Raw genomic sequence first — 23,614 nt, forward strand, 5'->3', positions numbered from 1 at the left:
CTTTTTTATTGCCCTGAACTGTATAAACTTATTATCCTCTTTCCAAAACTACTCATCAAAGGTGGATAAGCCCCTCATGGCCGATGGTACTGCACTCCCGCCATTGGCGGGACGGGAGCCCCGCCCTGCGGCGGGATAAAATACGGTAGCTGCCATATTTATTATAAAAAAGCCTTTCACTTGTGAGAGGCTTTTTTATTGTACCTATACCAAGGATATGAACCACTGGACGCATAGAATGTCGAATATCGAACAAGGAATATCGAAGGAAGAAGGAGGCTCAGGTCTGACAGACCTTTTTCTTAACGGTCTTTAGTTAGGGCATTTAGAAATGCTCAATGTTCAATGTTCAAGGGAGGGAGGAAGGATTATATATCCTTTATGCGGGTCTCAAAAAGATTTCTACTTCATGCCGGTACATACGGCTGATAGGCAATTCCTGCTTGGCAATCCACACTAATTCATGATTGTAAGATTCAATTTTTCCTGTAGCTACAATATAGGAACGGTGAATACGGATAAACATTTCTTTTGGTAAAATTTCTTCCAGTGAAGAAATGGATTGTTTAGTCACAATTGTATTTGTCACCGTAAATACTTTTACATAATCCTTTATGCTTTCTATGTACAAAATATCATTTAAAGCAACCTTTATCATTCTTCGGTCACTGCGAAAGGAAATGTAAGCAGGAGAGACTGTTTTTTTATTTTGCATTTCCTCTTCTGTTCTATTGTCTCCAAAGGAGGTATGCATTACTTTACTTACCGCTTTCAGGAAACGTTCAAATGATATTGGCTTTAATAAATAATCCACTGCGTCGAGATCAAATCCCTCAATGGCATATTTTCTGAAAGCTGTTGTGAAAATTACTTTTGGAGGATTGACAAGTGTTCGTATAAAGTCAGTGCCAAGAATCAAAGGCATTTGAATATCCAGGAACAATAAATCTATTGATTGATTTTGCAACTTTGTAAGGGCATCTACTGCATTATTACAAATGCCTGCAAGTTGCAAAGATGGAACAGCCGCAATATGTTTTTCAAGCACATGCAATGCTGGGGGCTCATCATCTACAGCCAGGCAAGTTATTTTCCTATGGTTTGTCATCGCAAAATGTTTTTAGCAATGTCTCTATTTAAGTTACGATAGTTAAGCGGCATTTGTATTTTCCACAGGTATCTGCATATTTACAGTAAAAGTATTTTTTGTTGATTCTATCACCAGTAAATGTTTTAAAGGATATAAAAGCGCCAGCCTTTTTTTTACATTGGTTATACCAATTCCATTTTTCCCATTTGTAATTGCATTTGCAGGTTTACTATTGGTTAAAGAGAAGTAAACCAGGTTTTTATCCGTTCGTATCAATAACTTAATCCATGGGTTTTTTAATATTTTACTGGTGCCATGTTTGAAGCTATTTTCCACAAAAGGAATCATAAGTAAGGGTGAAATTACCTTGTTAGTATAGTTCCCTCTTATATCCAACTGGATATTCAGGCTGTTTCCGTAACGTATGCGTTCTAGTTCAAAATAATCCTCGATAACTTTTATTTCATTGTTTACAGGGACAAGTGGCTGTTGACATTCTTCAATCATATAATGAAGCATGTCTTCTAACTTTGTTATGATATTTTTTGCCTGTGGAGACTTATCCAGGGTGAATGAATAAATATTATTCAGGGTGTTGAATAAAAAGTGGGGATGGATCTGCGCTTTTAATAATTGTAATTCAGCATTTGCATTTTCTTTTTGCAGCGTGAAATTTGCCCGTTCCTTTTGTTGAGAGTCTTTAAAAAATTTAAAAGAAACAAAAAGAAAGCTTATGAACGCAGGACCATTGATTGTTTGCAGTATGCTGAATAAAAAAACATGGGGAGCTGGATTAGCAAAAAAATTCAGGCGTTGCATGACAGGATTATAAACATAGCTAAATGCAGTATATCTAAAAAAAGCTACACTGATCCATAAGAGTAAAAGCATGCAAATGAATGTCAGGTATTTCTTTTTCCAGAAAAATACGGGCATTAAAAAATACAGGAGGGGATGGCAAAATATCATTTGAAAGACCAAATGAAAAAATGATCTTATTACCACCATTTCATAAAATTTAATAAATCCATCTGCATTTATTCCATTGGCAGAACCGCCTCCGCGTGGAGGATAAGAAATTATCAATAGTATGTAACATGCAACCCATAATACCACATGTCGTTGTATGCGTTGTTTGCGTTGTGTAGAAAATATTAAGTCATTAATATTCATATATCAGGCTTTCGCCAGTTTCAGTATTTTGATTTTGCATGTAAAAGCTTTTTTCTTTTTCGATATCAAGCATTATCGCAAAGCTGTCTATAGTTGGATGAACGTCTATTTTATATTTAGATAAATGGAAGAGTTGTAACCTCTTTTTCAAACCTTCAAGGGTTTCTTGTGCAGAAGTATTTTCCATAATTTGAATGCCGGGAACATTATTTTTTAATTGGAAATAAATCTTTGATCTGTCTGTTTTTAATGTAATCGATATAGAAAATGGTTTGCCTGGTGTTTCAACAGGCACAAAGCCTAACTCTAATAAAGGAAGAAATAAGCCAGGTGTAATATAACAGCCATTCGTATCCCGGCTTATTTCGATATTCAAAACCAAATTGTTTTTATAGGCTATTTTTTTTAAGGCGATATAGTCTTCAACCATTTTTACTTCCAGATGCAGGGGCACTTGTTTCAACTCACCTTCATACAATAAATAGCTTAACAGGTCAGAAAACCTTATGATCATTTCCGGGGCATATAAGGTCCCTGCTTCTATATCATTATAAATATTGTGTAAACACTCAAACAAAATGCGTGGATGCATTTGCATTTTTAATAATTGTATTTTGTTCGTGGTATTATCGATTGCCAGCATTTCGCTTTCGCGTTGCTTTAAAGAGTAATCTTTTATGATCTTTATAATGATGGCCGATCCGGAAATTATAATTTGCTCGCCTATCGATTTTCTAAATACTAAGGTTAATACATCGAGTTTATCCCAGGGCCAGGCAACTTTTTCAAAAATTTTTGTAGATATAAAATAAGATATCGCGACTGTGATGGTTACTAATAGGGAAAATGAAAAGATAAGAAATGCATTGCTCTTTTTATCCAGGTAGCCCGGCAATATGTAATAGATTGAAAAATAAACGGATAACACGTAAACCGGAAGAAATTCAACTGCTTCATAGAATGTGTCAATATAAAGCGATGGAGTTGTGAAAGTGTTTAAATGGAAATCAGGCAAATTGGTAAAGACTGTATATACATAATACATTAACCAAAAGGCCAGGTGCCTGGACATCTTGTATTTTAATTTCTCTGAGAATATACATTTATTTACAAGCACAAAATGTTTTTACCCTTATTAAAGTTAAACTGCAAATCATTGTATTAATTCTGTTTTTGCATAAATCGTTTTTTGGTCGACAGATGCCATTCGTCGCCAATAGTTTGAATACCTGCTTCGTTTTTGTTGTAATATCCTGTTACAAGTTCATGTTGCCGAAATATAAGGATGCCAGCCTTTGAGAGAATTAGTTTTAAAGCCTAATTGATTTTTCATCCTTAATTTTTTTAAAATGAAACCAGTAACTAATTTATTTGCTGCTAAATGGCTTTTCCCACTAAGCTCCCTCTTTATTCTACTTTCTTGTCAAAAAGAAAGTACCCAGGTTCCCGGTAATGAAGCATCATATAAAGCAGGGGCTTCTACGGTATTAAGGGAAAATGATCCCGAATTAAAGTACAATACATTTAAAGGCCCTGAGGTTGAAGTAGGAAACGGCATCGCCCGATCTTTTGTAACTATTAGCCATACTGGTGTGCCCCAGGAAATCGGTGTGGTCTTTACTGATGAAGCGCTTAGTGGATTGCCTGACGTGAATACGCCTTATGTGTTGGAGTTGCATAATAAGGCTTTGGAGGCTACGCCATTTGAACATATTGCCCTCGGTTGGAGTGCACACGGACATCCGTTGCCAGGTTCATTTATAAGCCCACACTTTGATGTGCGATTTTTTATGATGAGCCTTGAAAACAGGCTTGCGATTCCTGCACCACCGGCACCAGGCTTTACAAATCTTCCTCCTACAGGTTATATGCCTTCGAACTATTTTCCGGATGCGCCAGGGCCACAATTAGGGCTGCATTGGACTGACAAATCATTCACTGCTGGGGTAACTGTAAATCATACAATGATCTTAGGTTCTTATAATGGCGCATTTACATTTGTTTCACCAATCGTTGTAAAGAATGAGTTGGAAAGCGGTCAAAGCTTTTCAATAGCTTATGCCCAACCACAATCATTTGCAAGCCATGGTTATTATCCTACAAAATATAATATTTATAAGGACTCGAAACAAAGTCATTATGTAACACTTTCCGATTTCATGTGGAGATAGTCAAATGGATAAATTGATAGGAAAATGGGAATAATGCGAATGATTATTAAGCCTTAACCCATTACTCCAATTGAGATGGTTTAATGTATGTTGCCTGCTTCACTCATTTTAGCTTAAGCAAACAAAGAAGTAGGTAAAAATTGAATGGCCGTTCAAAGTGCCAGGCAGGGCCTGACCAGGTCTTTACTTTACCAACTGTTATCTTTTGGTGGTAATCATTCAAAAGTCCGGATGGGATAATAAGTTCATGACCCTGGAATACATTCAGACCCTGCTTTTTTGTACCAAAGCTGTGCAGTATTGTTTGGTTACAATTGTAAAAATGAAGGTTGTAACCACAGCTAACTGTTTAAGTGTATGTAGTGTCATACTAATAAGTCTCAGCCATAAAACTGAGACTTATTTTTGTAATATGGCTATCCATATCAAAATCAGGGAGCATTCCTTACTGGCCAGGTTGGCAGCCTGGAAATTAAATTCAGGTTCTGTGGCCATAGTTTTTGGTAGAACCATCCATTTATGGAAAGTGGATAAAAACAGTTTTTTGCAAAACCAGAGATGGCTACTCCATGAAATGGAACATATCCGGCAATACAAGGAGTTGGGTTTTACGCGTTTCATTTGGCTATACCTGCTGGAATCTATACGTAAGGGCTATCATAATAACCGGTTCGAAGTAGAAGCCCGGAAGGCGGAGGAAAAAACTACTTGTCCTGATTTTCTTATTTTATAATACCCGTGGTTTATATTATATTTATAAACAGCTTTCCTTATTGACCATATAACTTTATAACTTTCTGAATTCTTACCCCAAAGGTTTATAGAAGACATAGATCATCCAATCTGCTATTCAAGAACGTAGTTTGTTATCTAATTGATCTGCTATGAGCTTACTTAATTCCTGCTTTAAGAAACTTGAATACGTACTTTATTCAGGCTTATTATGTTGCTTAATTCCAAATTACCTTTTGGCACAGGGTAATGGAGAAAAGGGCTTGCCTTTCATCACTAACTACCTTCCTAAAAATTACAAGGCATTACCTCAGACCTGGTGCGTCATGGAAGACAGTCGGGGAGTCATGTATTTCGGTATCCAGAATGGCATACTGGAATATGATGGTGTCAAGTGGAGAAAGGTTCAGTTTAAAAGTATTCCTGTGGTTACCAGGGCGCTGGCCAAGGATAAGAATGGAAGGATCTATTATGGTGCGATAGGAGACTTTGGTTACCTGTCACAGGATAGCCTGGGGCAAACGGTAGGACGTTCCCTTGTGCACCTTTTGCCTGCCCGTTACCGCAATTTTTATGATGTCTGGACCATACATGCTGCTGATGAAGGCATTTATTTTCAATCTCGTGAACTGATAGTAAGGGTCAATGCAAGAAATGAGGTCAAAGTGTGGACCCCTAAGGTAAAATTTATGTACTCCTTTTACCTGGACGATAACTATTATGTACATGAACAAGGAGTAGGATTATTTAAGATGGTCAATGATTCACTGCAATTAATTCCCGGCAGTGAATTTTTGGGACAGGAACGCATGCAGGTGATGCTACCTTATACCATTCCTGGTGAGGAGAAAAAGACCAGTGAAAAAAAGTACCTGCTGGGCTTATTTTACAGCGGTTTATATCTTTTTGATGGAAAGAAATTTCAACCTTTTAACTCAGAGGCAACTCAATTATTGAAATCGGGTACACTTTATAAAGGTGTCATAACAAAGGATGGTTATTATGCACTTTCGACTACGGGAAAAGGATTGGTAGTGATAGACGCACGTGGTAAGATCATTCAGCAGATCAACAGGGATGTGGGATTGCAGGATGAATCTGTTTATGCCGTATATGCTGATAGCAAAGGAACGCTTTGGCTGGCATTGGATAATGGTATCTCCAGGGTGGAGACCTCCTCTCCATTAACACAATTTACCAACCAATCTGGCATCAATACAGCGACATTGGTTATAGACAGGTTTAAGGGTACACTTTACCTTGGAACAACTAATGGACTTTTGCGGTTTAATGACAAGGCCTCAAAATTTGAGAGTGTTTCAGGCGTTCCTCCCAATCAAACTTTTTCATTATTAGCAGACAATAATAACCTGTTGGTACCCAATGATGGTCTTTTCATGGTTGAGAATGGCCAGGTAAAAACTATACAACCATCTATTGGAGGAAATATGCAGTTGGCAGGCATGATGCGATCGAGGAAATATCCTCAAATGTTATATGCGGGAGCCACTTCAGGTGTAAAGATCTTTTATAAGGCATCATCGGGTTGGAAATATGCCGGTCCTATTCCTGGTCTTGATGACCAGATATGGACCTTTTCAGAAAATAATGATGGAACTGTTTGGGTAGGCACACAGGGCGGAGTAGTTTATAAAGTATACCCTGCCGTTGACCAATCAGGCACTCCATTAACAAATAAATTCCGTTTTGAGCGGCTAGGTGAAGAGCATGGGTTAAGGAAAGCATCGGGTAACGTATATAAGATCAAAGGTGAGGCTTTGTTTCCTGCAGATTCTGGCATCTACCGATTTGATGCGAAGAAACAATACTTCATAAGAGATACAACCTTTGGTAAGTTCAATGGTGGTGGTTTAGAGGAGTTTTATATTACCGAGGATAAAGGGGGAAGGGTCTGGTTACGTTTTGGCAAGGAGACCATTATTGCCACACCACAGCCTAATGGAAAATATCGTTTGGATAAAACCGCTTTATTGCCCATTGCCGACAGGTCTTTTTCCAGTATTTACCCAGAGGATAATGGAATTACCTGGATATGTACAACTGATGGCCTGGTTCGTTTTGATGAAAAACTGGAAAAGAATTATAACCAGGAATTTAAAACCATATTAAGGCATGTAACAGCAGGAAATGAAATATTAAATCCTTCAACAGATGATAGTATTTCACCTTCCATTTCATTTAAAAACAGTACGCTTCGTTTTGAATATGCCGCGCCTTTTTTTGAGCAGGAAGATAAAACGCAATACCAGACCTGGCTGGAAGGGTTTGAAAGTGGGTGGTCTGGATGGGACAATAACTATTATAAGGAATACACAAACCTTCCAGATGGTCATTACAAGTTTCATGTAAAGGCCTTGAATGTCTATCAAAAACCAAGCAATGAAACTGTATACACCTTCTCTATTTTACCACCGTGGTGGCGTACCTGGTGGGCTTACCTCTTATATGGCCTGGCTGCAATGGCAGTTGTGTACTACCTGGTCAGGTGGCGCACCCGCCAATTGGAGGCTAAGCATAAAGAACTGGAACAAACGGTTGCATTAAGAACCGCAGAGTTAAGCCATCGCGTAGAGGAGCTTGCCGTCATCAACCGGGTGCAGGAAGGTCTGGTGAGTGAAATGGAAATGGAAGGGATATACAACATGGTTGGTGAAAAGATCCGGGAGATATTCAATGCCCAGGTAATAGATATAGTTACCTATGATAGGAAGACAAATTTGTTGGAAGATCATTATTCTTTCGAGAAGGGTGACCGAACAAAAGTTGGTAAATGGGAACCTAAAGGATTCAGAAAGCATGTTATTGATACAGGCCAGGTTTTCGTGATCAATAAGGACCTGGATACGCTTAGTAAAAAATTTAACTCACAGGTCATTTATGGGGAACAGCCAAAATCGGCCGTATTTGTACCAATGATATCGGGTGGGGAGGTTAAAGGTATGATCAGCCTGCAGGATCTGGACAAGGAAAATGCATTCTCAGATTCAGCTGTCAATTTATTGACCACATTGGCCAATAGTATGAGCATAGCACTGGAAAGTGCCAGGCGTTTTGATGAGACCAACCGCTTATTGAAAGAAACAGAACAGCGAACCGCGGAATTGGCTGTAATAAATAGTGTGCAGGAAGGATTAGCCAAGGAACTAGATATGCAGGCTATTTATGACCTGGTGGGTGACCGTATCCGTGATGTATTTAATGCTCAGGCAGTCATCATAGCCACTCTTGATCAGCAAACCGGGACAGAGGATTTCAAATACCTCATCGAGAAAGGAGAAAGATTTTATTTAAAGCCAAGGCCTTATGATAAGTTACGCCAACACCTGATACTGACCAGGGAAAAGATCCTGATCAACAAAGATTACGAAGCAGCAGCCACTAAGTTTGGATTGAAAGTGTTGCCGGGAACCGAATATCCCAAGTCCCTGTTATTTGTTCCACTGATGACAGGAGATAAGGTCAAGAGTTATGTTAGTCTTCAAAATATTGATAAGGAAAATGCTTTTACCGAATCTGACGTAAGGCTACTAGAGACGCTTGCCAATAGTATGAGTGTGGCACTGGAGAACGCCCGTTTATTTGATGAGACCAACCGGTTATTAAAAGAAACCGAGCAAAGAAATGCTGAACTGGCGGTGATCAATAGTGTCCAGGAAAGCCTGGTGGCCCAAATGGACATCAAATCTATTTATGAATTGGTGGGAGAGAAGATCCGCGAAATATTCAATGCACAGGTAATTGATATTGTTACTTATGACCCGTCAAAAAACCTGATAGAAGATCAATATGCCTATGAAAAGGGTGACAGAACAATATTGGGCCCCAGGGCTCCCAAGGGTTTCCGCAAGCATGTAATTGAAACAGGCGAATTGTTACTGCATAATGACAATGTAGAAAAGGCAGTTCAGGAATTTGAAAATGAGATATTGATCGGTGAGATGCCTAAATCACAGGTGTATGTACCAATGATCGCCGGTGGTAAGGTGAAGGGTGTAATCAGCTTACAGAATCTTGACCAGGAGCATGCCTTCAGTGAGTCAAATATAAGCCTGATCACTACACTTGCTAACAGTATGAGTGTTGCCTTGGAGAGTGCCAGGCTGTTTGATGAAACCACCCGGTTGTTAAAAGAAACCGAGCAAAGAAATGCTGAACTGGCAGTGATCAATAGTGTACAGGAAAGCCTGGTGGCAGAAATGGATATGAATGGAATTTACGAATTGGTGGGTGAAAAGATGCGGGAAATATTCAATCCTCAAGTGATCGATATCGTTACGTATGACAGCCGGGCTAATTTGATAGAAGATAAATATTCTTTTGAAAAAGGTGACAGGACATTGGTTGGGCAAAGAAAGCCCAAAGGATTTAGAAAACATGTGATCGAAACAGGGCATATATTATTGCATAATAACAATGTTGAAAGAGCCATGCGTGAGTTTGGGAATGAGATCCTGATCGGGGAAACACCAAAATCACAGATATATGTTCCCATGATCGCAGGGGGAAAGGTAACAGGTATCATCAGTTTACAGAACATCGACCATGAGAATGCTTTTTCAGAATCTGATGTGAGCCTGCTTACTACGCTGGCCAATAGTATGAGTGTAGCACTTGAAAGCGCACGTCTGTTTGATGAAACCAACAGGTTATTGAAAGAGACAGGTCAGCGCAACGCAGAGTTGGCTGTCATCACCAGTGTCCAGGAAAGCCTTGTGGCGCAAATGGATATCCAGGGCATTTATGACCTGGTAGGGGAAAAAATGCGTGAGATATTTAATGCGCAGGTGATCGATATTGTAACCTATGACAGGAAGACGAATATTATAGAAGACCGGTATGCTTTTGAAAAGGGTGATCGCACATTATTGGGCCCTCGTGAACCATATGGATTTAGAAAACATGTAATTGAAAGTGCCCAATTGCTGGTGATCAATAAGGATATGGATAAGCTCAGGTCGCAATACGATAATACTGTGATAGTGGGGCAGGCTGCCAAATCACTGGTATTGGTACCTATGATGGCAGGAGGTGAAGTGACAGGAGTTATCAGCCTTCAGAACCTTGACCAGGAAAATGCTTTTTCTGATTCGGATATCAACTTATTGACAACGCTTGTTAATAGCATGAGTGTTGCCCTTAAGAGTGCCCGACTCTTTGATGAAACAACAAGACTGTTGAAAGAAACTGAGCAGCGTACCGGAGAGCTTGCAGTGATCAATAGTGTACAGGAAGGATTGGTAAGGGAAATGGATGTACAAGCGATTTACGACCTTGTAGGTAATAGAATCAGTGAATTATTTGATACACATACGGTCATCATACGCACGCTTGATGTAGAAAATGGGATGGAGCAATGGCGTTTTGCCTTAGAAAGGGGAGAAAGATTTTACAATGAGTTACGGCCGATGATCTGGGCAAACAAACAATTGATAGCGTCCCGTGAACCATTACTGATCAATAACAATTACCTGGAAACGGCAAGGAAATTTGGTGGAACAGGGGTAAGTAAGGGTCAGCCTCCCAAATCTGCAGTATTTGTTCCTATGATCGTCGGTGATGTAGTGAAAGGATCGGTGAGCCTGCAAAATATTGATAAGGAAAATGCATTTACGGAATCAGACCTTAGGTTACTGACCACATTAACCAATAGCATGAGCGTGGCGCTGGAAAATGCCAGGTTATTTGATGAGACGGCGCACTTGCTGTCAGAAGCCAAACAAAGAGCAACGGAATTAAGTACAGTGAATAGTATCAGCAAGGCATTGGCTTCGCAGTTGAATCCTGATGAATTGATAGAATTGGTAGGCAACCAGATGAAGGACTTGTTCCGGGCCAATATCGTGTACCTGGCATTGTTAAATCAAAAAACAAGGATTATTCATTTCCCTTACCAGTTTGGTGATAACATGTTGCCAATAAAACTGGGTGAAGGCCTGACCTCTAAAATTATTCTTACAGGCGAACCATTATTAATCAATAAGGATGTAGAAGAACTTAGATCTCATTTAGGTGTGCAACGTGTGGGTATACCGGCAGCCTCTTACCTTGGAGTTCCTATACCAGTTGGAGAGGATATAATCGGGGTATTAAGTGTTCAAAGCACTGAACATGAAAACAGCTTCAATGAAAATGACCTGCGACTTTTGTCTACCATAGCTGCATCCGTAGGTGTTGCATTGCGCAACGCCAAACTTTTTGAAGAAGTGAAGCAAGCCAAACTAGAAGCAGAAGCCGCCAGTAAAATTGCAGAGAAAGCAAATGAAGCCAAGAGTGCATTCTTATCGACTGTCAGCCATGAATTAAGAACTCCGCTTACGTCTGTATTAGGATTTACAAAGATCATACGTAAAAGATTGGAGGATAAGATATTCCCTGCCCTTGACAGAAATGATGGAAAGAATGAGAAAACCATCAACCAGATATCTGAAAATCTTAACGTAGTCATATCGGAAGGTGAACGATTAACTCATTTAATTAATGATGTTTTAGACCTGGCCAAAATTGAGGCAGGTAAAATGGAATGGAATTTTGAGAAGGTATCTCTTCCTGAAGTGGCAGAAAGAGCTATAATGGCAACATCATCTTTGTTTGATCAGAAATCGCTTCAGCTCGTAAAGAATATAGATACCAATATCCCTGAAATATCCGGTGACAGGGATAAACTGATCCAGGTGATCATAAACCTGATTTCCAATGCTGTGAAATTCACAGATTCAGGTTTCGTAACCTGCGATGTTTACCGTAAGAATGATGAATTGATCGTCAGTATTACTGACACTGGTATTGGAATAGCTATGGATGATTATTCGGCAGTTTTTGAACAATTTAAACAGGTAGGTGGTGATACGCTGACGGATAAGCCTAAGGGAACTGGGTTGGGATTGCCAATCTGTAAAGAGATCGTTGAACATCATGGTGGACGGATCTGGCTTGAAAGTGAAGTTGGTAAAGGAAGTACATTCTCTTTTGCTTTGCCCGTAATTCAAACTGATAATGTTCAACCTATTCATTTGAACGAATTGGTGAAGCAGTTAAAGGTGCAGATGGCTCAATCCAGCATTCATATCGATGGCCAGAATGCAACCATACTTATAGTAGATGATGAGGAAGCCATCCGTTCACTGCTGCACCAGGAGCTCAGCGAAGCCGGCTACCTGATTGAAGAAGCCTCCAATGGGAAAGATGCATTGGAGAAGATACGTGTAAACAAACCTGACCTCATCATATTGGATGTAATGATGCCGGAAATGAATGGATTTGACCTGGCAGCTATATTAAAGAATGATCCGCAAACAATGGATATCCCTATAATCGTTTTGTCCATAGTACAGGATAAAGCAAGAGGATATAGAATAGGTGTTGATCGCTACCTGACAAAACCTATTGACACTGCCCAGTTATTTACAGAAGTAGGCACATTACTAGAGCAGGGCAAGAGCCGCAAAAAAGTAATGGTGGTAGATGAAGATTCAGCTGCAGTAAGATCATTGACAGATGTGCTACAAGCTAAAGGCTACCATGTAGTGGAATCAGACGGCACCGCTCTGGTTCAAACTGCCATTGCCACACAACCGGATATTATAATTCTGAATTCTGTTCAATCAGGTAAAAACGAAATGGTACAGGCACTACGGTTTGAGAAAGGGCTGGAAAATGTATTATTCTTAATGTACCAGTAAACTACTTACTAACTTTTAATTTGAAGAAATGGAAAAGAAACTATTGATCGTTGATGACGAAGCACATATAAGGATGTTGATAGAACAAACATTGGAAGAACTGGAAGATGAGGGTGTTAATTTTTTAATGGCAGAAAATGGTGAGCAAGCCCTCGAGATCATTCAATCTGAGAACCCTCAGCTTGTGTTTTTAGATGTGATGATGCCCAAAATGAATGGAATGGAAGTTTGCCGCCGCGTAAAAAAGGAACTGTCTATCAATGTATATATTGTATTGCTCACAGCCAAAGGCCAGGAGCTTGACCGGCTGAAAGGGCAGGAGGTGGGGGCTGATCTTTACATGACAAAACCCTTTGATCCTGAAGTGATACTTGCCAAGGCAAGGGAAGTACTAGAGTTAAGCAACTGATCTCAACAAAGCATAATGGGAAGGATAAGTTTGAAAAACATTGTCGGTAAGAAGGCAGAAACGCTGTCCGCTATTCCATCATTACTTGATAGCCTTAAGGCCCAGGTATGGATTGAGGACGATAAAGGAAATACGCTTGCTGGTAACAAAACAGGAACAAATACAATTGAATATCCCATCCGGTACGAGGGAGAGCTATTAGGTTGGGTTAAAGGCGATGCGCAAACAATAACAATTGGAAATTTAATGGACCTTCTTGTTCAAAAGGAAGGTGAAAAAAAGAAACTAGGCACTGAAGTGCTAAACCTGTACCAGGAAATAAACCTCATATTCAATTTCTCAGAAAAACTGGCTAAGACCATTGATGCGCCAGCTATTTGTGCCATTACATTGGAAGAAGCAACGCATGTGATCAGGAATGATGACGGTGTGATCGTTTTGTGGGATGAAAAGGAAAAACGGTTAAACGTGATCGCTTCTACAGGGGATGAGTTCTTTCACACAGAAGTTATCAACTTGCAGATCCCTTTATTGAGTAAAATTATTATAAGCGGGCAGTCAGAAATCATAACTGATACTTCAGCACTGGTCGAAAACGGCATTGTACTACCGGAGATTCAGTCAATCATTTATTCTGCCCTAAAGGTGAAGCACAGGGTGATGGGTGCTATTATTCTTGCCAGTAATGAATCAGTTCAATATACGGCTGCTGATCTAAAATTACTTACCACGCTGGCTTTGCAATCTTCAGGGGCTATAGAAAGCGCACTGCTTTATGAAAAAAACATAAGGGAGGCAAGAGAAAGTGAAGAAGCCATGCGCAAGGTTTATGAGGTTACAGGCAAATTTGTGCCTTATGAATTTATTGGGGCATTAGGTCATCAGGTAATTACCGACGTTCAATTAGGCGAGCATGTTGAAAAAATAGTGACCGTACTATTTACAGATATCAGGGATTATACGACTCTCTCAGAGAACATGACACCGGAAGAGAATTTTCGTTTTGTATGTTCATTCAATGAGCGAATGGGACCCATTATCAGGAGCAACGGCGGTTTTATCAACCAGTACCTTGGTGATGCCATCATGGCCATATTCCCTGGTAATGCTGTTGATGCATTGAAGACAGCCATTGAAATGAGACGGGCTTTGGAAGAATTAAACACAGAAAGAAGATCCATTGATCTTCCGGTTATACAGATGGGTGTAGGTATGCATACAGGGCCACTGATCATGGGAATAACCGGTGATCATCACAGGCTCGACGCCACTACCATTGCAGATACTGTGAATACCGCCTCGCGAATTGAAAGCCTGACCAAGTATTACAAGGCGGGGATCATAATCAGCGAAGCCAGTTACAGGCAATTACTTGATGTTTCTGATTTTCAATTAAGACACCTGGGATTGGTACAGCTGAAAGGAAAGCAGGAAGCTATCGGTATTTATGAATGCTTTAGTGGTGATAATGAAATGGAAAGAGAAATCAAGATGTCTACTCTTTCAGTTTTTAATGAAGGTATGATCCAGTACGTCAACCAATCATACGAAAGTGCCAGAAAAGCTTTCCAGGAGGTTATTGAGCTTCATCCCTATGACAGGACTGCAGCATTTTTTCTCCAAAGATCAGAACTGTTACTCAACGGTGTTAGGGAGGAGAGCCTGGTGGGGGTGGTAAAAATGATGGAGAAGTAGATCCTCTTTATAATTTTTGCCAGGTATAATAACTATTTCTTTTTGTAAAATGGAATCGATATTTCTTCATGCGAATCAACAGGGCGGTTATGTGAAACTGCCGGATACCATTCCTTCATAGTTTCAAATAATCTTTCCACTTCTTTCTTTAATTCATCTTTATCAGAGGATATTTTTAAGTCAATAAGGTTACCTTCCTTTGTGATCGTAAAACTTACATCTACAGTTCCTTCTATTTTACTTTTAATTGCTTCCTCTGGCCATAACAGGTTTCTGAAAATATATTCATTATAATTTCCTTCAGGATTTAACATGGGGGGCTTACTGATACTACAAAATTCACCTATGTTTTTCCCGGTGCTGTCAAAGCACTGCAAGGCAGAAATTTTCCCTTCAATATAATATTCTATTGTACTTGTAATCCCATTAGTGAAATACCATTTCCATTCTCCATCCATTATCTCATTGAAATAATTTCCTCTTGATTCCATATTACCATTTTCGTACCATGTGGTATACAAGCCTTTCTTTGGACCTGTCCATGGCATGTCCAAAAATGCGGAATTGGTTGCTGTTTGTATATCGGAATAACTGCACTCTTTTTTAATCTGGCCATTGGGGAACCATTCTTTCCAGAGGTTGACCAATTGATTATTTATAACAAGTCCGGAATCTTTTTTATTACCATTAGGATGCCAGGTCTGCCATACGCCATTCATCTTATTGTTAGTATAAAAACCAGTGCTCGCCATTATGTGCTTTGGATAGTATATGGTATAGGGACCATTTTTAATCTTCAACTGTTTGTCCTGGAATGTAGCTTTGATTACAGGTGTGGTATCCGGATAAATGGCATACAACAACCAATACCCGTTTTGTTTGATGGCTACACCAAAGTACATTCCATTTTTTTCATCCGTTGGCTGGAGATTCGCATCCAGGTATTTATAAACCGTATCCCTTTTTTGTGAAAGGCAGACTAAGGGTAAGCAGATCAAAAAAAGAAAGAGGCTTTTCATCTTATTGTTTTGGAACCCTGTACACCGGGTATTGCAGGAATGCAGGTTCAAAATAGGGTGAATTCTGGAACACAAAGTTCAATTGAGCGCCACCATTTTTGGCAAAGGCAGAATCAGTTTTTTTTCTTTCGTCCAAACGCGACCTCATTTCCGGATGTTTCTCAAGGTATTCTGCAGCCACATCTTCGAAATGATAATCAGAATAGCCTTCTTTCTGTCCAAGTATTGGATCAAAGAAGTTCCAGGTGAAATAACTATCCTCGGCCTGTGGTTCCAATGTTTCAATTAAAAAGCGATTGGCTTGTTGATTCATTGATACATAATAGTCTCCTTTGCGGAAGTTCATTTTTTTCGTGTTGGTCGAGATCTTTACGTTAGTATTTGGATGATGACCTTCATAAGGCCTTGGGCTGGCCTGGTAACCCTCTATTTTATACCACTGAACCAATAATGTAGTATCTCTCGAAAGCTTTCTGACTTGCACTTTATTGGCCTGGAGTCTTTCTATTACTCTCCACCATCCCTGTGGAATAATATAGGCCTCAGGTTTTGCTACATCCAGTGTATCAACGTATTCATTGTAAAATGGAATTTTAGATTCAAAAGGCTTATTGCGGTCATAGTAAAGCCTGGGTAAACCTGAAACACCACTTGGTTTGTGGCCTGCTTCAAACCCCTTGAAATTTATGGCAACTGATCTTGATTTATCCAGTTTCCATGCCAGGGGAAAGCTATCCTGGAGGCTAATAGTTTTTTTAGACTGTTCTCTCAGCCCAATGATCTTTGTATTATTCTTCGAAGTGAATTCTATAAAGCTTTCTATCAAAGCCCTGGTGGCTTCTACTCTTTGCTTATAGGGTTTAAGCATATGGGTCTCAGGTGTAAAGCTAAAGGTGTTCCACAGGCTGGTATACCCACTGCTATAACGGGGACTGTCCCAAAATTCACTCCATCCCTTTTCGGGTGTTTCGCTAAAATGATTGACATAGGGCACCAGGTCATAACCTTTACCCTTCATTAAAGTATACAGAGCTGGTTCAAATTGTTTGTTCATGTAATCTCCCATTACCCCACCTAATTTATTATGCTGGGAGGTAAGGAGTGTCATAATATGCTGGTAGTCTGCGCCGTTACTTACATGGTTGTCAACAAAGACCTCCGGGTCGAGATAATGGAAGATTTTTGTGAAAGTAAGGGCCTCCTTTGAGTCACACTTTATAAAATCACGGTTAAGATCCAGGTTTTGAGAGTTACCCCTGAATCCAAATTCCACCGGGCCATTCTGGTCAACCCTGTAATCAGCACTCCTGTTTAGGCAGCCTCCTATATTATATACCGGGATAATAGCCAGGACAACATTTCCTGGCAATTTGTATCGGTTCTCCGCAATATCTCTTACCAATAACATACTGGCATCAATTCCATCCGGTTCGCCCGGATGAATGCCATTATTGACAAATATGATACTCTTCTTTTTCGCCTTTATAGAACCTATACTAAAATCTTTATCTGCCGAAACCATTACCAGGTGTAATGGGTAACCAGCATCGGCAGGTCCCATTTCCTGCATTTTAACGAGAGGAGACATGGCATCCAAGGATGTCCACCATTTAATAATATCATTATAGGTGGGGGTTTCTGTGCCATTGGAACGTTCAAATTGTGTTAAGATCTTTTGGCTAAATACAATAAGGGGTAGATTCAATAAGAGTATAAGGATCAACTTTCGCATGATGCTAAGATAGTAGTTGATACCCAGACAGCTAACCATGTTGCAGAGAGGGCATAAAAAAAGTCCCGCAATGTGCAGGACGTAATATAATCACAATGAAAGTAAGCTTACGCTAATACATTCACTCTTCTGGACAATTTGCTTTTCAAATTGCTGGCTTTGTTTTTATGGATCACTCCACGTTTTGCCAGTTTATCAATCATTGATATAACTTCAGGCGTTTTTTCACCTGCGGCAGCTTTTTCAGTTATTGTTCTAAGGTCGCGAATGGCATTACGGGTGGTTTTTCCGTAATATTTATTTCTTTCGCGGCGCTTAGCAGCCTGACGCATATCTTTCTTTGTTGCCTTATGATTAGCCATGTTCTTTTAATTTCGGACGGCAAAAGTAGGGTAAATTAATCAAAATTGGAAAGTAGCTGTGAAAAAATTTAAGGTTTTAAGGCGTTTTAAGAATCCTTAAGGGAAATTTTCGCTTTTGGGCGTATTCCAGACCAGGAAAATTTGGATTCTTATTTAAAACCACAAACAAAGATGATTTATATGTGAAATAAAACATAAGGTAATAAATTAATGAATGATTTATCCGGATGCAACAACTAAGCTCATCGGCATCATTTCATTCAGTAAATCAAACCAGCTATTTGTTTACAAGGTTCATTAACTGCATTTTGATCTTTTCAATCATGGATGTTACTAAACTTACTGTTTGGGCTGACATCTTTTTTTAAGCGATATTTGCCTACCCAAATTCAAATTTCCTTTCATGAAGGACTTTTCGTACATCACTCATTCTCACCCGGCTTATATTGAAAGCCTTTATAATGATTTTATTCAAAACCCTGAAAGCGTAGACCCGGAATACCGCAAATTCTTTGAAGGTTTTGATTTCGCCCTTTCCAATACTATCAATGGCCAGGCAGTTACTGCTCCGAAGGAAGAAAAGGCTGTAGATGCCGGGAAGTTAGTTAAAGAATTTTCAGTTTATAACCTGATACAGTCTTACAGGAAAAAAGCACACCTCGTGGCCCGTACCAATCCTATACGTGAGCGAAAGGATAGGGGGGCTAACCTGGACCTAAAGTATTTTGGATTAACTGAAGCAGATCTGCAACAAAATTTTGTTGCCGGCCAGTTCATTGGGCTTCCTGGCGGATCACTGCAACAGATCCTTGACCGCCTTCAACAGATCTATTGTAGCCATATAGGGGTTGAATACCAATATGTGGTCAACCAGGAACGAATTGAATGGCTGCAAAATGAAATTGAAACAACCTTGCAGAAGCAAGTGCCTTTAGACCAGAAAAAGCGAATCCTGGATAAGCTGAATGAAGGCGTTATTTTCGAAAAATTCCTCCATACAAAATATGTGGGGCAGAAACGTTTTTCGCTTGAAGGAGGAGAGACCACTATTGCCGCACTTGATGCAATACTCAATGTAGCGTCAGAAAATGGGGTACAGGAGGCTGTAATCGGTATGGCCCATCGGGGAAGGCTGAATGTGTTGGCGAATATATTAGGTAAAACTTACGAGCAGATATTCAGCGAGTTTGAAGGAACAGCAATACCTGATCAGACCATGGGTAGTGGTGACGTTAAATATCATCTTGGCTTTAGTAGTGAAGTGGAAACAACTAATGGCAAAAAGATGCATTTAAAGTTGACCCCCAATCCATCTCACCTTGAAGCCGTTAACCCCGTTGTGTTGGGGTATTCAAGGGCGAAAGCAGATGTATTGTATAAATCAGAATTCGATTCAGTGCTTCCTATATTGATCCATGGTGATGCCTCAGTGGCTGGCCAGGGAATCGTTTACGAAATCCTGCAAATGAGTAATCTGAAAGGTTATTATACAGGAGGAACTATTCATTTCGTTATTAATAACCAGATAGGATTTACCACTGATTTCGACGATGCCAGGAGCTCGGATTACAGTACTTCAGTAGCTGCATCTATCCAGGCGCCAGTATTCCATGTAAATGGTGATGATCCTGAAGCGGTGGTCAAATGTGTTGAAATAGCCACCCGCTACAGGCAGGAGTTTAATGCAGATATTTTTATTGACATGGTTTGCTATCGCCGCCATGGACATAATGAAGGTGATGATCCCAAATTCACCCAGCCTCAGTTGTATGCCTTGATAGATAAACATGCCAATCCCCGTGAAGAATACGTTCAGTATTTATTAAAGAATGGTGAAGCAGATGCTCAATCGCTGGCAAAAGAAATGGAAAAGAAATTCTGGGGCGACCTGCAGGAACGTTTGGATGAAGTAAAGCAAAACCCCCTTCCCTATAATTACCAGCAACCAGAGCTGGCCTGGAAAAGTTTGCGCAAGGCCAACGCCCAGGACTTTGACCAGTCTCCCGTAACCGCCATAAGTGAAGCGGATTTTAAACGGCTTTTTGACGGATTGATGAAATGGCCTGAAGGATTTAAACCTCTGAGAAAGGTGGAAAAGATCCTGCAGGACAAAATAAAACTTTATAATGCCGAGCAAAAAGTTGATTGGGCTACCGGAGAACTACTTGCCTATGGCAGTTTGTTGATTGAAGGCAAGGATGTACGCATGAGCGGGCAGGATGTTAAAAGAGGTACATTTTCTCATCGCCATGCAGTGATCTATGATGAAACAACTAACAAGGAGCATAACCGTTTAAATAGCTTCCAGGAAAAGCAAGGTGAGTTTCGGATTTATAATTCATTATTAAGTGAATATGCGGTACTGGGTTTTGAATATGGCTATGCCCTGGCTAGTCCCGATTCTTTGGTGCTGTGGGAAGCGCAGTTTGGGGATTTTGCCAATGGAGCTCAAATTATTATAGACCAGTTCATATCATCTGCTGAGACCAAATGGCAGCGTATGGATGGTGTTGTGTTGTTGCTTCCTCATGGTTACGAAGGCCAGGGCCCGGAACATAGCAGTGCCCGGCTTGAACGATTTTTGCAATCATGCGCCGAGTTGAATATGGTAGTTACCAATATTACTACTTCTGCCAACCTGTTTCATGCATTACGTCGACAATTGGCCTGGCCATTCCGTAAGCCTTTGATCAATTTCTCTCCCAAGGCAAACCTTCGTCATGCGGGCACTTATTCCACAGCCTCTGAATTTACCAGTGGTGGATTTAAGGAAGTGATTGATGATCATACTGTCAAAGATGCCAGCCTTGTAAAAAAGGTACTATTCTGTTCAGGTAAAATATATTATGATCTTGCCGAAAAACAGGTAAAAGAAGGCAAGACTGATATTGCTATCGTGCGCCTTGAACAGATCTATCCATTACCATTTGTTCAATTGGAATCTTTATATAAGAAGTACAACAAGGCTACATGGTTCTGGGTACAGGAAGAGCCCTTAAATATGGGTGCTGCATCATTCCTCCAGATGAACCTGAAGACCATAAATTTTGGTATCATCAGCCGTCAGCCAAGTGCTTCCACGGCCAGCGGATACAGTAAAGTACATGCCCAGGAACAAGCGGAAATAGTGGAAACGGCATTTGCTATTTGAAACTTAGGCTGATCTCATGTATTTACCATGTTTAAATGTGTAATAGAAGCTTAGGCAACAATAAATAAGAAGTTTAATAGATTTGTCAGCCTGTTTAATTAACAAGTAAGACATCAATAAAGGAATTATAAAGAAACATCTGAAATAGGAAACCATGATCGATATTAAAGTACCAACAGTAGGAGAGTCTATTAATGAAGTCACCCTGGTCAAGTGGTTGAAAAACGATGGTGATTATGTAGAGCGGGATGAAGTGATAGCTGAACTGGAAAGTGAGAAGGCAACCTTCGAGGTTAATGCTGAAAAAGCTGGTGTTTTGAAAACTGTTGGTAAGGAAGGTGACACTTTAAATATTGGCGATGTTTTGGCGCAGATAGATGATGCTGCAGCTAAGACAGAAACTGTAAAACCTGTTGCTGAAACAAACCTTGCGCCCACAGCCGAGGCCAAAGCAGCTCCGGCAGAACAACCCAAAAAGGAAGATGCGGCATCTCATTCCCATCCATCTGTTATTGCGCCAGCAGATGTAAAGGCAACACCAGTAGCTTCTGCAATTATCGCAGATAAAAAAGTAGATCCCAAAAGCATTCAACCGAGCGGCTACAATGGTAAAATATTAAAGGATGATGTTTTAAGCGCTTTAGAACACCCTGGCAGAAAACCTGGCATACAGGCATTCGGCAGGGAGGAGAAGAAGGAAAAAATGAGTAATCTCCGTAAAACAGTTAGCCGGAGGTTAGTGGAAGCCAAGAATACAACTGCCATGCTAACTACTTTCAATGAAGTGGACATGAGCAGGGTAATGGCCATTCGTACTCAGTACAAAGACAAATTCAAAGAATTACATGGAGTGGGCCTTGGGTTTATGAGTTTTTTTACAAAAGCGGTTTGCTATGCCTTGCAGGAATGGCCTGCGGTAAATGCCTATATAGATGGGGATTCTTTGGTCTATCATCAATACTGTGATATTTCCATAGCTGTTTCGGCTCCTAAGGGCCTTGTAGTGCCAGTTATAAGAAATGCTGAAAGCCTTAGCATGGCTGAGATTGAAAAGAAAGTTGTTGAACTGGCAACGAAAGCGCGCGATAACAAATTGAGCATGGAGGAAATGCAGGGAGGTACCTTTACTATTACCAATGGTGGTGTATTCGGTTCGCTTATGTCTACGCCTATAATTAATATTCCCCAATCTGCCATACTGGGAATGCATAAAATTGAAGAAAGAGCAGTGGTTGTTGATAAGCAAATTGTTATCAGGCCCATGATGTACCTGGCTTTAAGTTACGATCACCGCATCATTGACGGTCGTGAATCTGTTTCTTTCCTTGTTCGTGTAAAAGAATTATTGGAAAATCCTGAATTATTATTATTTGGAAAAGACCCTGTAAGAACTTTACTGGAATTGTAATATTTTACCCTGGAAATCTGCTCAATGAAAAAACTACTAACTGCTTTGCCATTTATGGCTCTTATATTTTTTTCCTGTCAAAAAGAAGTGAATTTTGATGATATAACTGATCCTGGAAATAATAACGGGGGAGGTGTTGTTCCAGGAACCTCAGGTGATCTTCTTGTTAAAACGATCGCTGTTACCGGTGCAGAAACACTTACAACCTTATATAGTTATGATGGCCAGAAGCGCCTGGAAACATCAGTAATGGATGAATCTTCAGGAGGAATGAAAATTCACAACTTTACAAAATATATAAGGGATGCATCCGGTCGTATTACCCGGATATTGCAGAAGGTAGACCAGGATGGTATGGCCTCGGATACCGCAGTGAACCTTATTCATTATCCTGATGCCACTACGTTGGAGTATGATTATAGTGTGAATAATATTAGTATGATGGGTTTTTCTACATTGGATAGTGCGGTGTATAAGTATTCTTCAGGAAAAATGCTAAGCGCTGTTCATTACCTTTCATCTCCCTTATTTGGTGCTCCTATACAATCATCAAGTTATACTTTTACGTATGATGTTTCTGGCAGGGTAACGATATTAGACATAGCTGCGACGCTTTCACCAACAGGAGGCAGTTTATCGCCAATTGCAAAAGAAACTTTTACTTATGGCAATTCTGTTAATTACTTGTGGGCCACTAATAATGCCGCACAAAACTTTTTATTAGGCGGAATGCCAAACAAGGTCAATAATGAGGTAACAAAAATGCAGATGGATGATCTTACAGATCCATCTAACAGCCTATCTATTACGTCTGCTTTTGTTGTCGGTGCAAATGGAAAACCTGCAACAGGTAAAGTAACTTCTGTTAGTCCTAACCAGGGAACACAGGTTACAAATTATACTTTCTTTTACCAGTAATAAAGTTCATACTGAATAGATCAATAATGGCTGCCAGGGCAGCCATTATTATTT

At 40.0% G+C, this 23,614-nt stretch carries 14 protein-coding genes; 8 read left to right on the top strand and 6 right to left on the bottom strand.

Annotated elements, in window-relative coordinates; genetic code table 11:
* Positions 1–379: 379 nt before the first annotated feature.
* Genes BP74_RS09825 through BP74_RS09835 form a run of 3 tightly spaced genes read right to left on the bottom strand, consistent with a single transcriptional unit; the run spans position 380 to position 3,335 of the window.
* Entirely contained in the window at positions 380–1,108 is a 729-nt protein-coding gene (locus BP74_RS09825; protein WP_496373571.1) for a LytR/AlgR family response regulator transcription factor, read from the bottom strand.
* A gap of 42 nt (positions 1,109–1,150) precedes the next feature.
* Positions 1,151–2,263, bottom strand: a complete 1,113-nt coding sequence (locus BP74_RS09830) for a sensor histidine kinase (protein ID WP_496373573.1) — start codon at positions 2,261–2,263, stop codon at positions 1,151–1,153.
* Positions 2,253–3,335: a sensor histidine kinase gene (locus tag BP74_RS09835; RefSeq protein WP_496373575.1), complete on the bottom strand. Its 1,083-nt coding sequence runs from the start codon at positions 3,333–3,335 to the stop codon at positions 2,253–2,255. The genes BP74_RS09830 and BP74_RS09835 overlap by 11 nt, the downstream gene beginning before the upstream one ends.
* A gap of 277 nt (positions 3,336–3,612) precedes the next feature.
* On the opposite strand from BP74_RS09835, the gene BP74_RS09840 reads away from it, so the two are divergent.
* From BP74_RS09840 to BP74_RS09860, 5 genes are all read left to right on the top strand, one after another.
* Positions 3,613–4,434: a DUF5602 domain-containing protein gene (locus BP74_RS09840; protein ID WP_496373577.1), complete on the top strand. Its 822-nt coding sequence runs from the start codon at positions 3,613–3,615 to the stop codon at positions 4,432–4,434.
* 412 nt (positions 4,435–4,846) lie between these two features.
* Complete coding sequence (locus tag BP74_RS09845) at positions 4,847–5,167, top strand: DUF4157 domain-containing protein (RefSeq protein ID WP_496373579.1); 321 nt, start codon at positions 4,847–4,849, stop codon at positions 5,165–5,167.
* A gap of 235 nt (positions 5,168–5,402) precedes the next feature.
* Positions 5,403–12,866 (top strand): GAF domain-containing protein, encoded by a 7,464-nt coding sequence (locus BP74_RS09850; protein ID WP_496373581.1) that lies wholly within the window; start codon positions 5,403–5,405, stop codon positions 12,864–12,866.
* A gap of 28 nt (positions 12,867–12,894) precedes the next feature.
* Positions 12,895–13,275: a response regulator transcription factor gene (locus tag BP74_RS09855; protein WP_496373583.1), complete on the top strand. Its 381-nt coding sequence runs from the start codon at positions 12,895–12,897 to the stop codon at positions 13,273–13,275.
* Between the two features lie 15 nt (positions 13,276–13,290).
* A complete protein-coding gene (locus tag BP74_RS09860; RefSeq protein WP_496373585.1) occupies positions 13,291–14,970 on the top strand; it encodes an adenylate/guanylate cyclase domain-containing protein in 1,680 nt (559 codons plus the stop codon).
* Between the two features lie 32 nt (positions 14,971–15,002).
* Here BP74_RS09860 and BP74_RS09865 read toward each other — a convergent pair whose 3' ends face one another.
* The 3 genes from BP74_RS09865 to rpsT form a co-directional block, all read right to left on the bottom strand.
* A complete protein-coding gene (locus tag BP74_RS09865) occupies positions 15,003–15,989 on the bottom strand; it encodes a TonB family protein (RefSeq protein ID WP_496373587.1) in 987 nt (328 codons plus the stop codon).
* A gap of 1 nt (position 15,990) precedes the next feature.
* Positions 15,991–17,721, bottom strand: coding sequence for a M14 family metallopeptidase (locus BP74_RS09870; RefSeq protein ID WP_496373589.1), 1,731 nt, complete (start codon positions 17,719–17,721; stop codon positions 15,991–15,993).
* A 107-nt stretch (positions 17,722–17,828) separates the two neighbouring features.
* Positions 17,829–18,083, bottom strand: a complete 255-nt coding sequence (gene rpsT / locus BP74_RS09875; protein WP_496373591.1) for a 30S ribosomal protein S20 — start codon at positions 18,081–18,083, stop codon at positions 17,829–17,831.
* 403 nt (positions 18,084–18,486) lie between these two features.
* Here rpsT and BP74_RS09880 point away from each other — a divergent pair, with 403 nt between their 5' ends.
* The 3 genes from BP74_RS09880 (at position 18,487) to BP74_RS09890 (ending at position 23,560) form a co-directional block, all read left to right on the top strand.
* Positions 18,487–21,234: a 2-oxoglutarate dehydrogenase E1 component gene (locus BP74_RS09880; RefSeq protein ID WP_496373593.1), complete on the top strand. Its 2,748-nt coding sequence runs from the start codon at positions 18,487–18,489 to the stop codon at positions 21,232–21,234.
* A gap of 154 nt (positions 21,235–21,388) precedes the next feature.
* Positions 21,389–22,642, top strand: coding sequence for a 2-oxoglutarate dehydrogenase complex dihydrolipoyllysine-residue succinyltransferase (gene odhB, locus BP74_RS09885; protein WP_496373595.1), 1,254 nt, complete (start codon positions 21,389–21,391; stop codon positions 22,640–22,642).
* A 24-nt stretch (positions 22,643–22,666) separates the two neighbouring features.
* The gene (locus BP74_RS09890; RefSeq protein WP_496373597.1) at positions 22,667–23,560 is read left to right on the top strand and encodes a hypothetical protein; all 894 of its coding nucleotides are present in this window, start codon (positions 22,667–22,669) and stop codon (positions 23,558–23,560) included.
* Positions 23,561–23,614 lie beyond the last annotated feature (54 nt).

The sequence above is a fragment of the Flavisolibacter ginsengiterrae DSM 18136 genome, assembly GCF_059568575.1.

What these genes read in the sequence shown, in the direction of transcription:
- BP74_RS09825 (WP_496373571.1), bottom strand. Translation starts at nt 1,108, where the DNA reads ATGACAAACCATAGGAAAATAACTTGCCTGGCTGTAGATGATGAGCCC.
- BP74_RS09830 (WP_496373573.1), bottom strand. Translation starts at nt 2,263, where the DNA reads ATGAATATTAATGACTTAATATTTTCTACACAACGCAAACAACGCATA.
- BP74_RS09835 (WP_496373575.1), bottom strand. Translation starts at nt 3,335, where the DNA reads ATGTCCAGGCACCTGGCCTTTTGGTTAATGTATTATGTATATACAGTC.
- BP74_RS09840 (WP_496373577.1), top strand. Translation starts at nt 3,613, where the DNA reads ATGAAACCAGTAACTAATTTATTTGCTGCTAAATGGCTTTTCCCACTA.
- BP74_RS09845 (WP_496373579.1), top strand. Translation starts at nt 4,847, where the DNA reads ATGGCTATCCATATCAAAATCAGGGAGCATTCCTTACTGGCCAGGTTG.
- BP74_RS09855 (WP_496373583.1), top strand. Translation starts at nt 12,895, where the DNA reads ATGGAAAAGAAACTATTGATCGTTGATGACGAAGCACATATAAGGATG.
- BP74_RS09860 (WP_496373585.1), top strand. Translation starts at nt 13,291, where the DNA reads ATGGGAAGGATAAGTTTGAAAAACATTGTCGGTAAGAAGGCAGAAACG.
- BP74_RS09865 (WP_496373587.1), bottom strand. Translation starts at nt 15,989, where the DNA reads ATGAAAAGCCTCTTTCTTTTTTTGATCTGCTTACCCTTAGTCTGCCTT.
- BP74_RS09870 (WP_496373589.1), bottom strand. Translation starts at nt 17,721, where the DNA reads ATGCGAAAGTTGATCCTTATACTCTTATTGAATCTACCCCTTATTGTA.
- rpsT (WP_496373591.1), bottom strand. Translation starts at nt 18,083, where the DNA reads ATGGCTAATCATAAGGCAACAAAGAAAGATATGCGTCAGGCTGCTAAG.
- BP74_RS09880 (WP_496373593.1), top strand. Translation starts at nt 18,487, where the DNA reads ATGAAGGACTTTTCGTACATCACTCATTCTCACCCGGCTTATATTGAA.
- odhB (WP_496373595.1), top strand. Translation starts at nt 21,389, where the DNA reads ATGATCGATATTAAAGTACCAACAGTAGGAGAGTCTATTAATGAAGTC.
- BP74_RS09890 (WP_496373597.1), top strand. Translation starts at nt 22,667, where the DNA reads ATGAAAAAACTACTAACTGCTTTGCCATTTATGGCTCTTATATTTTTT.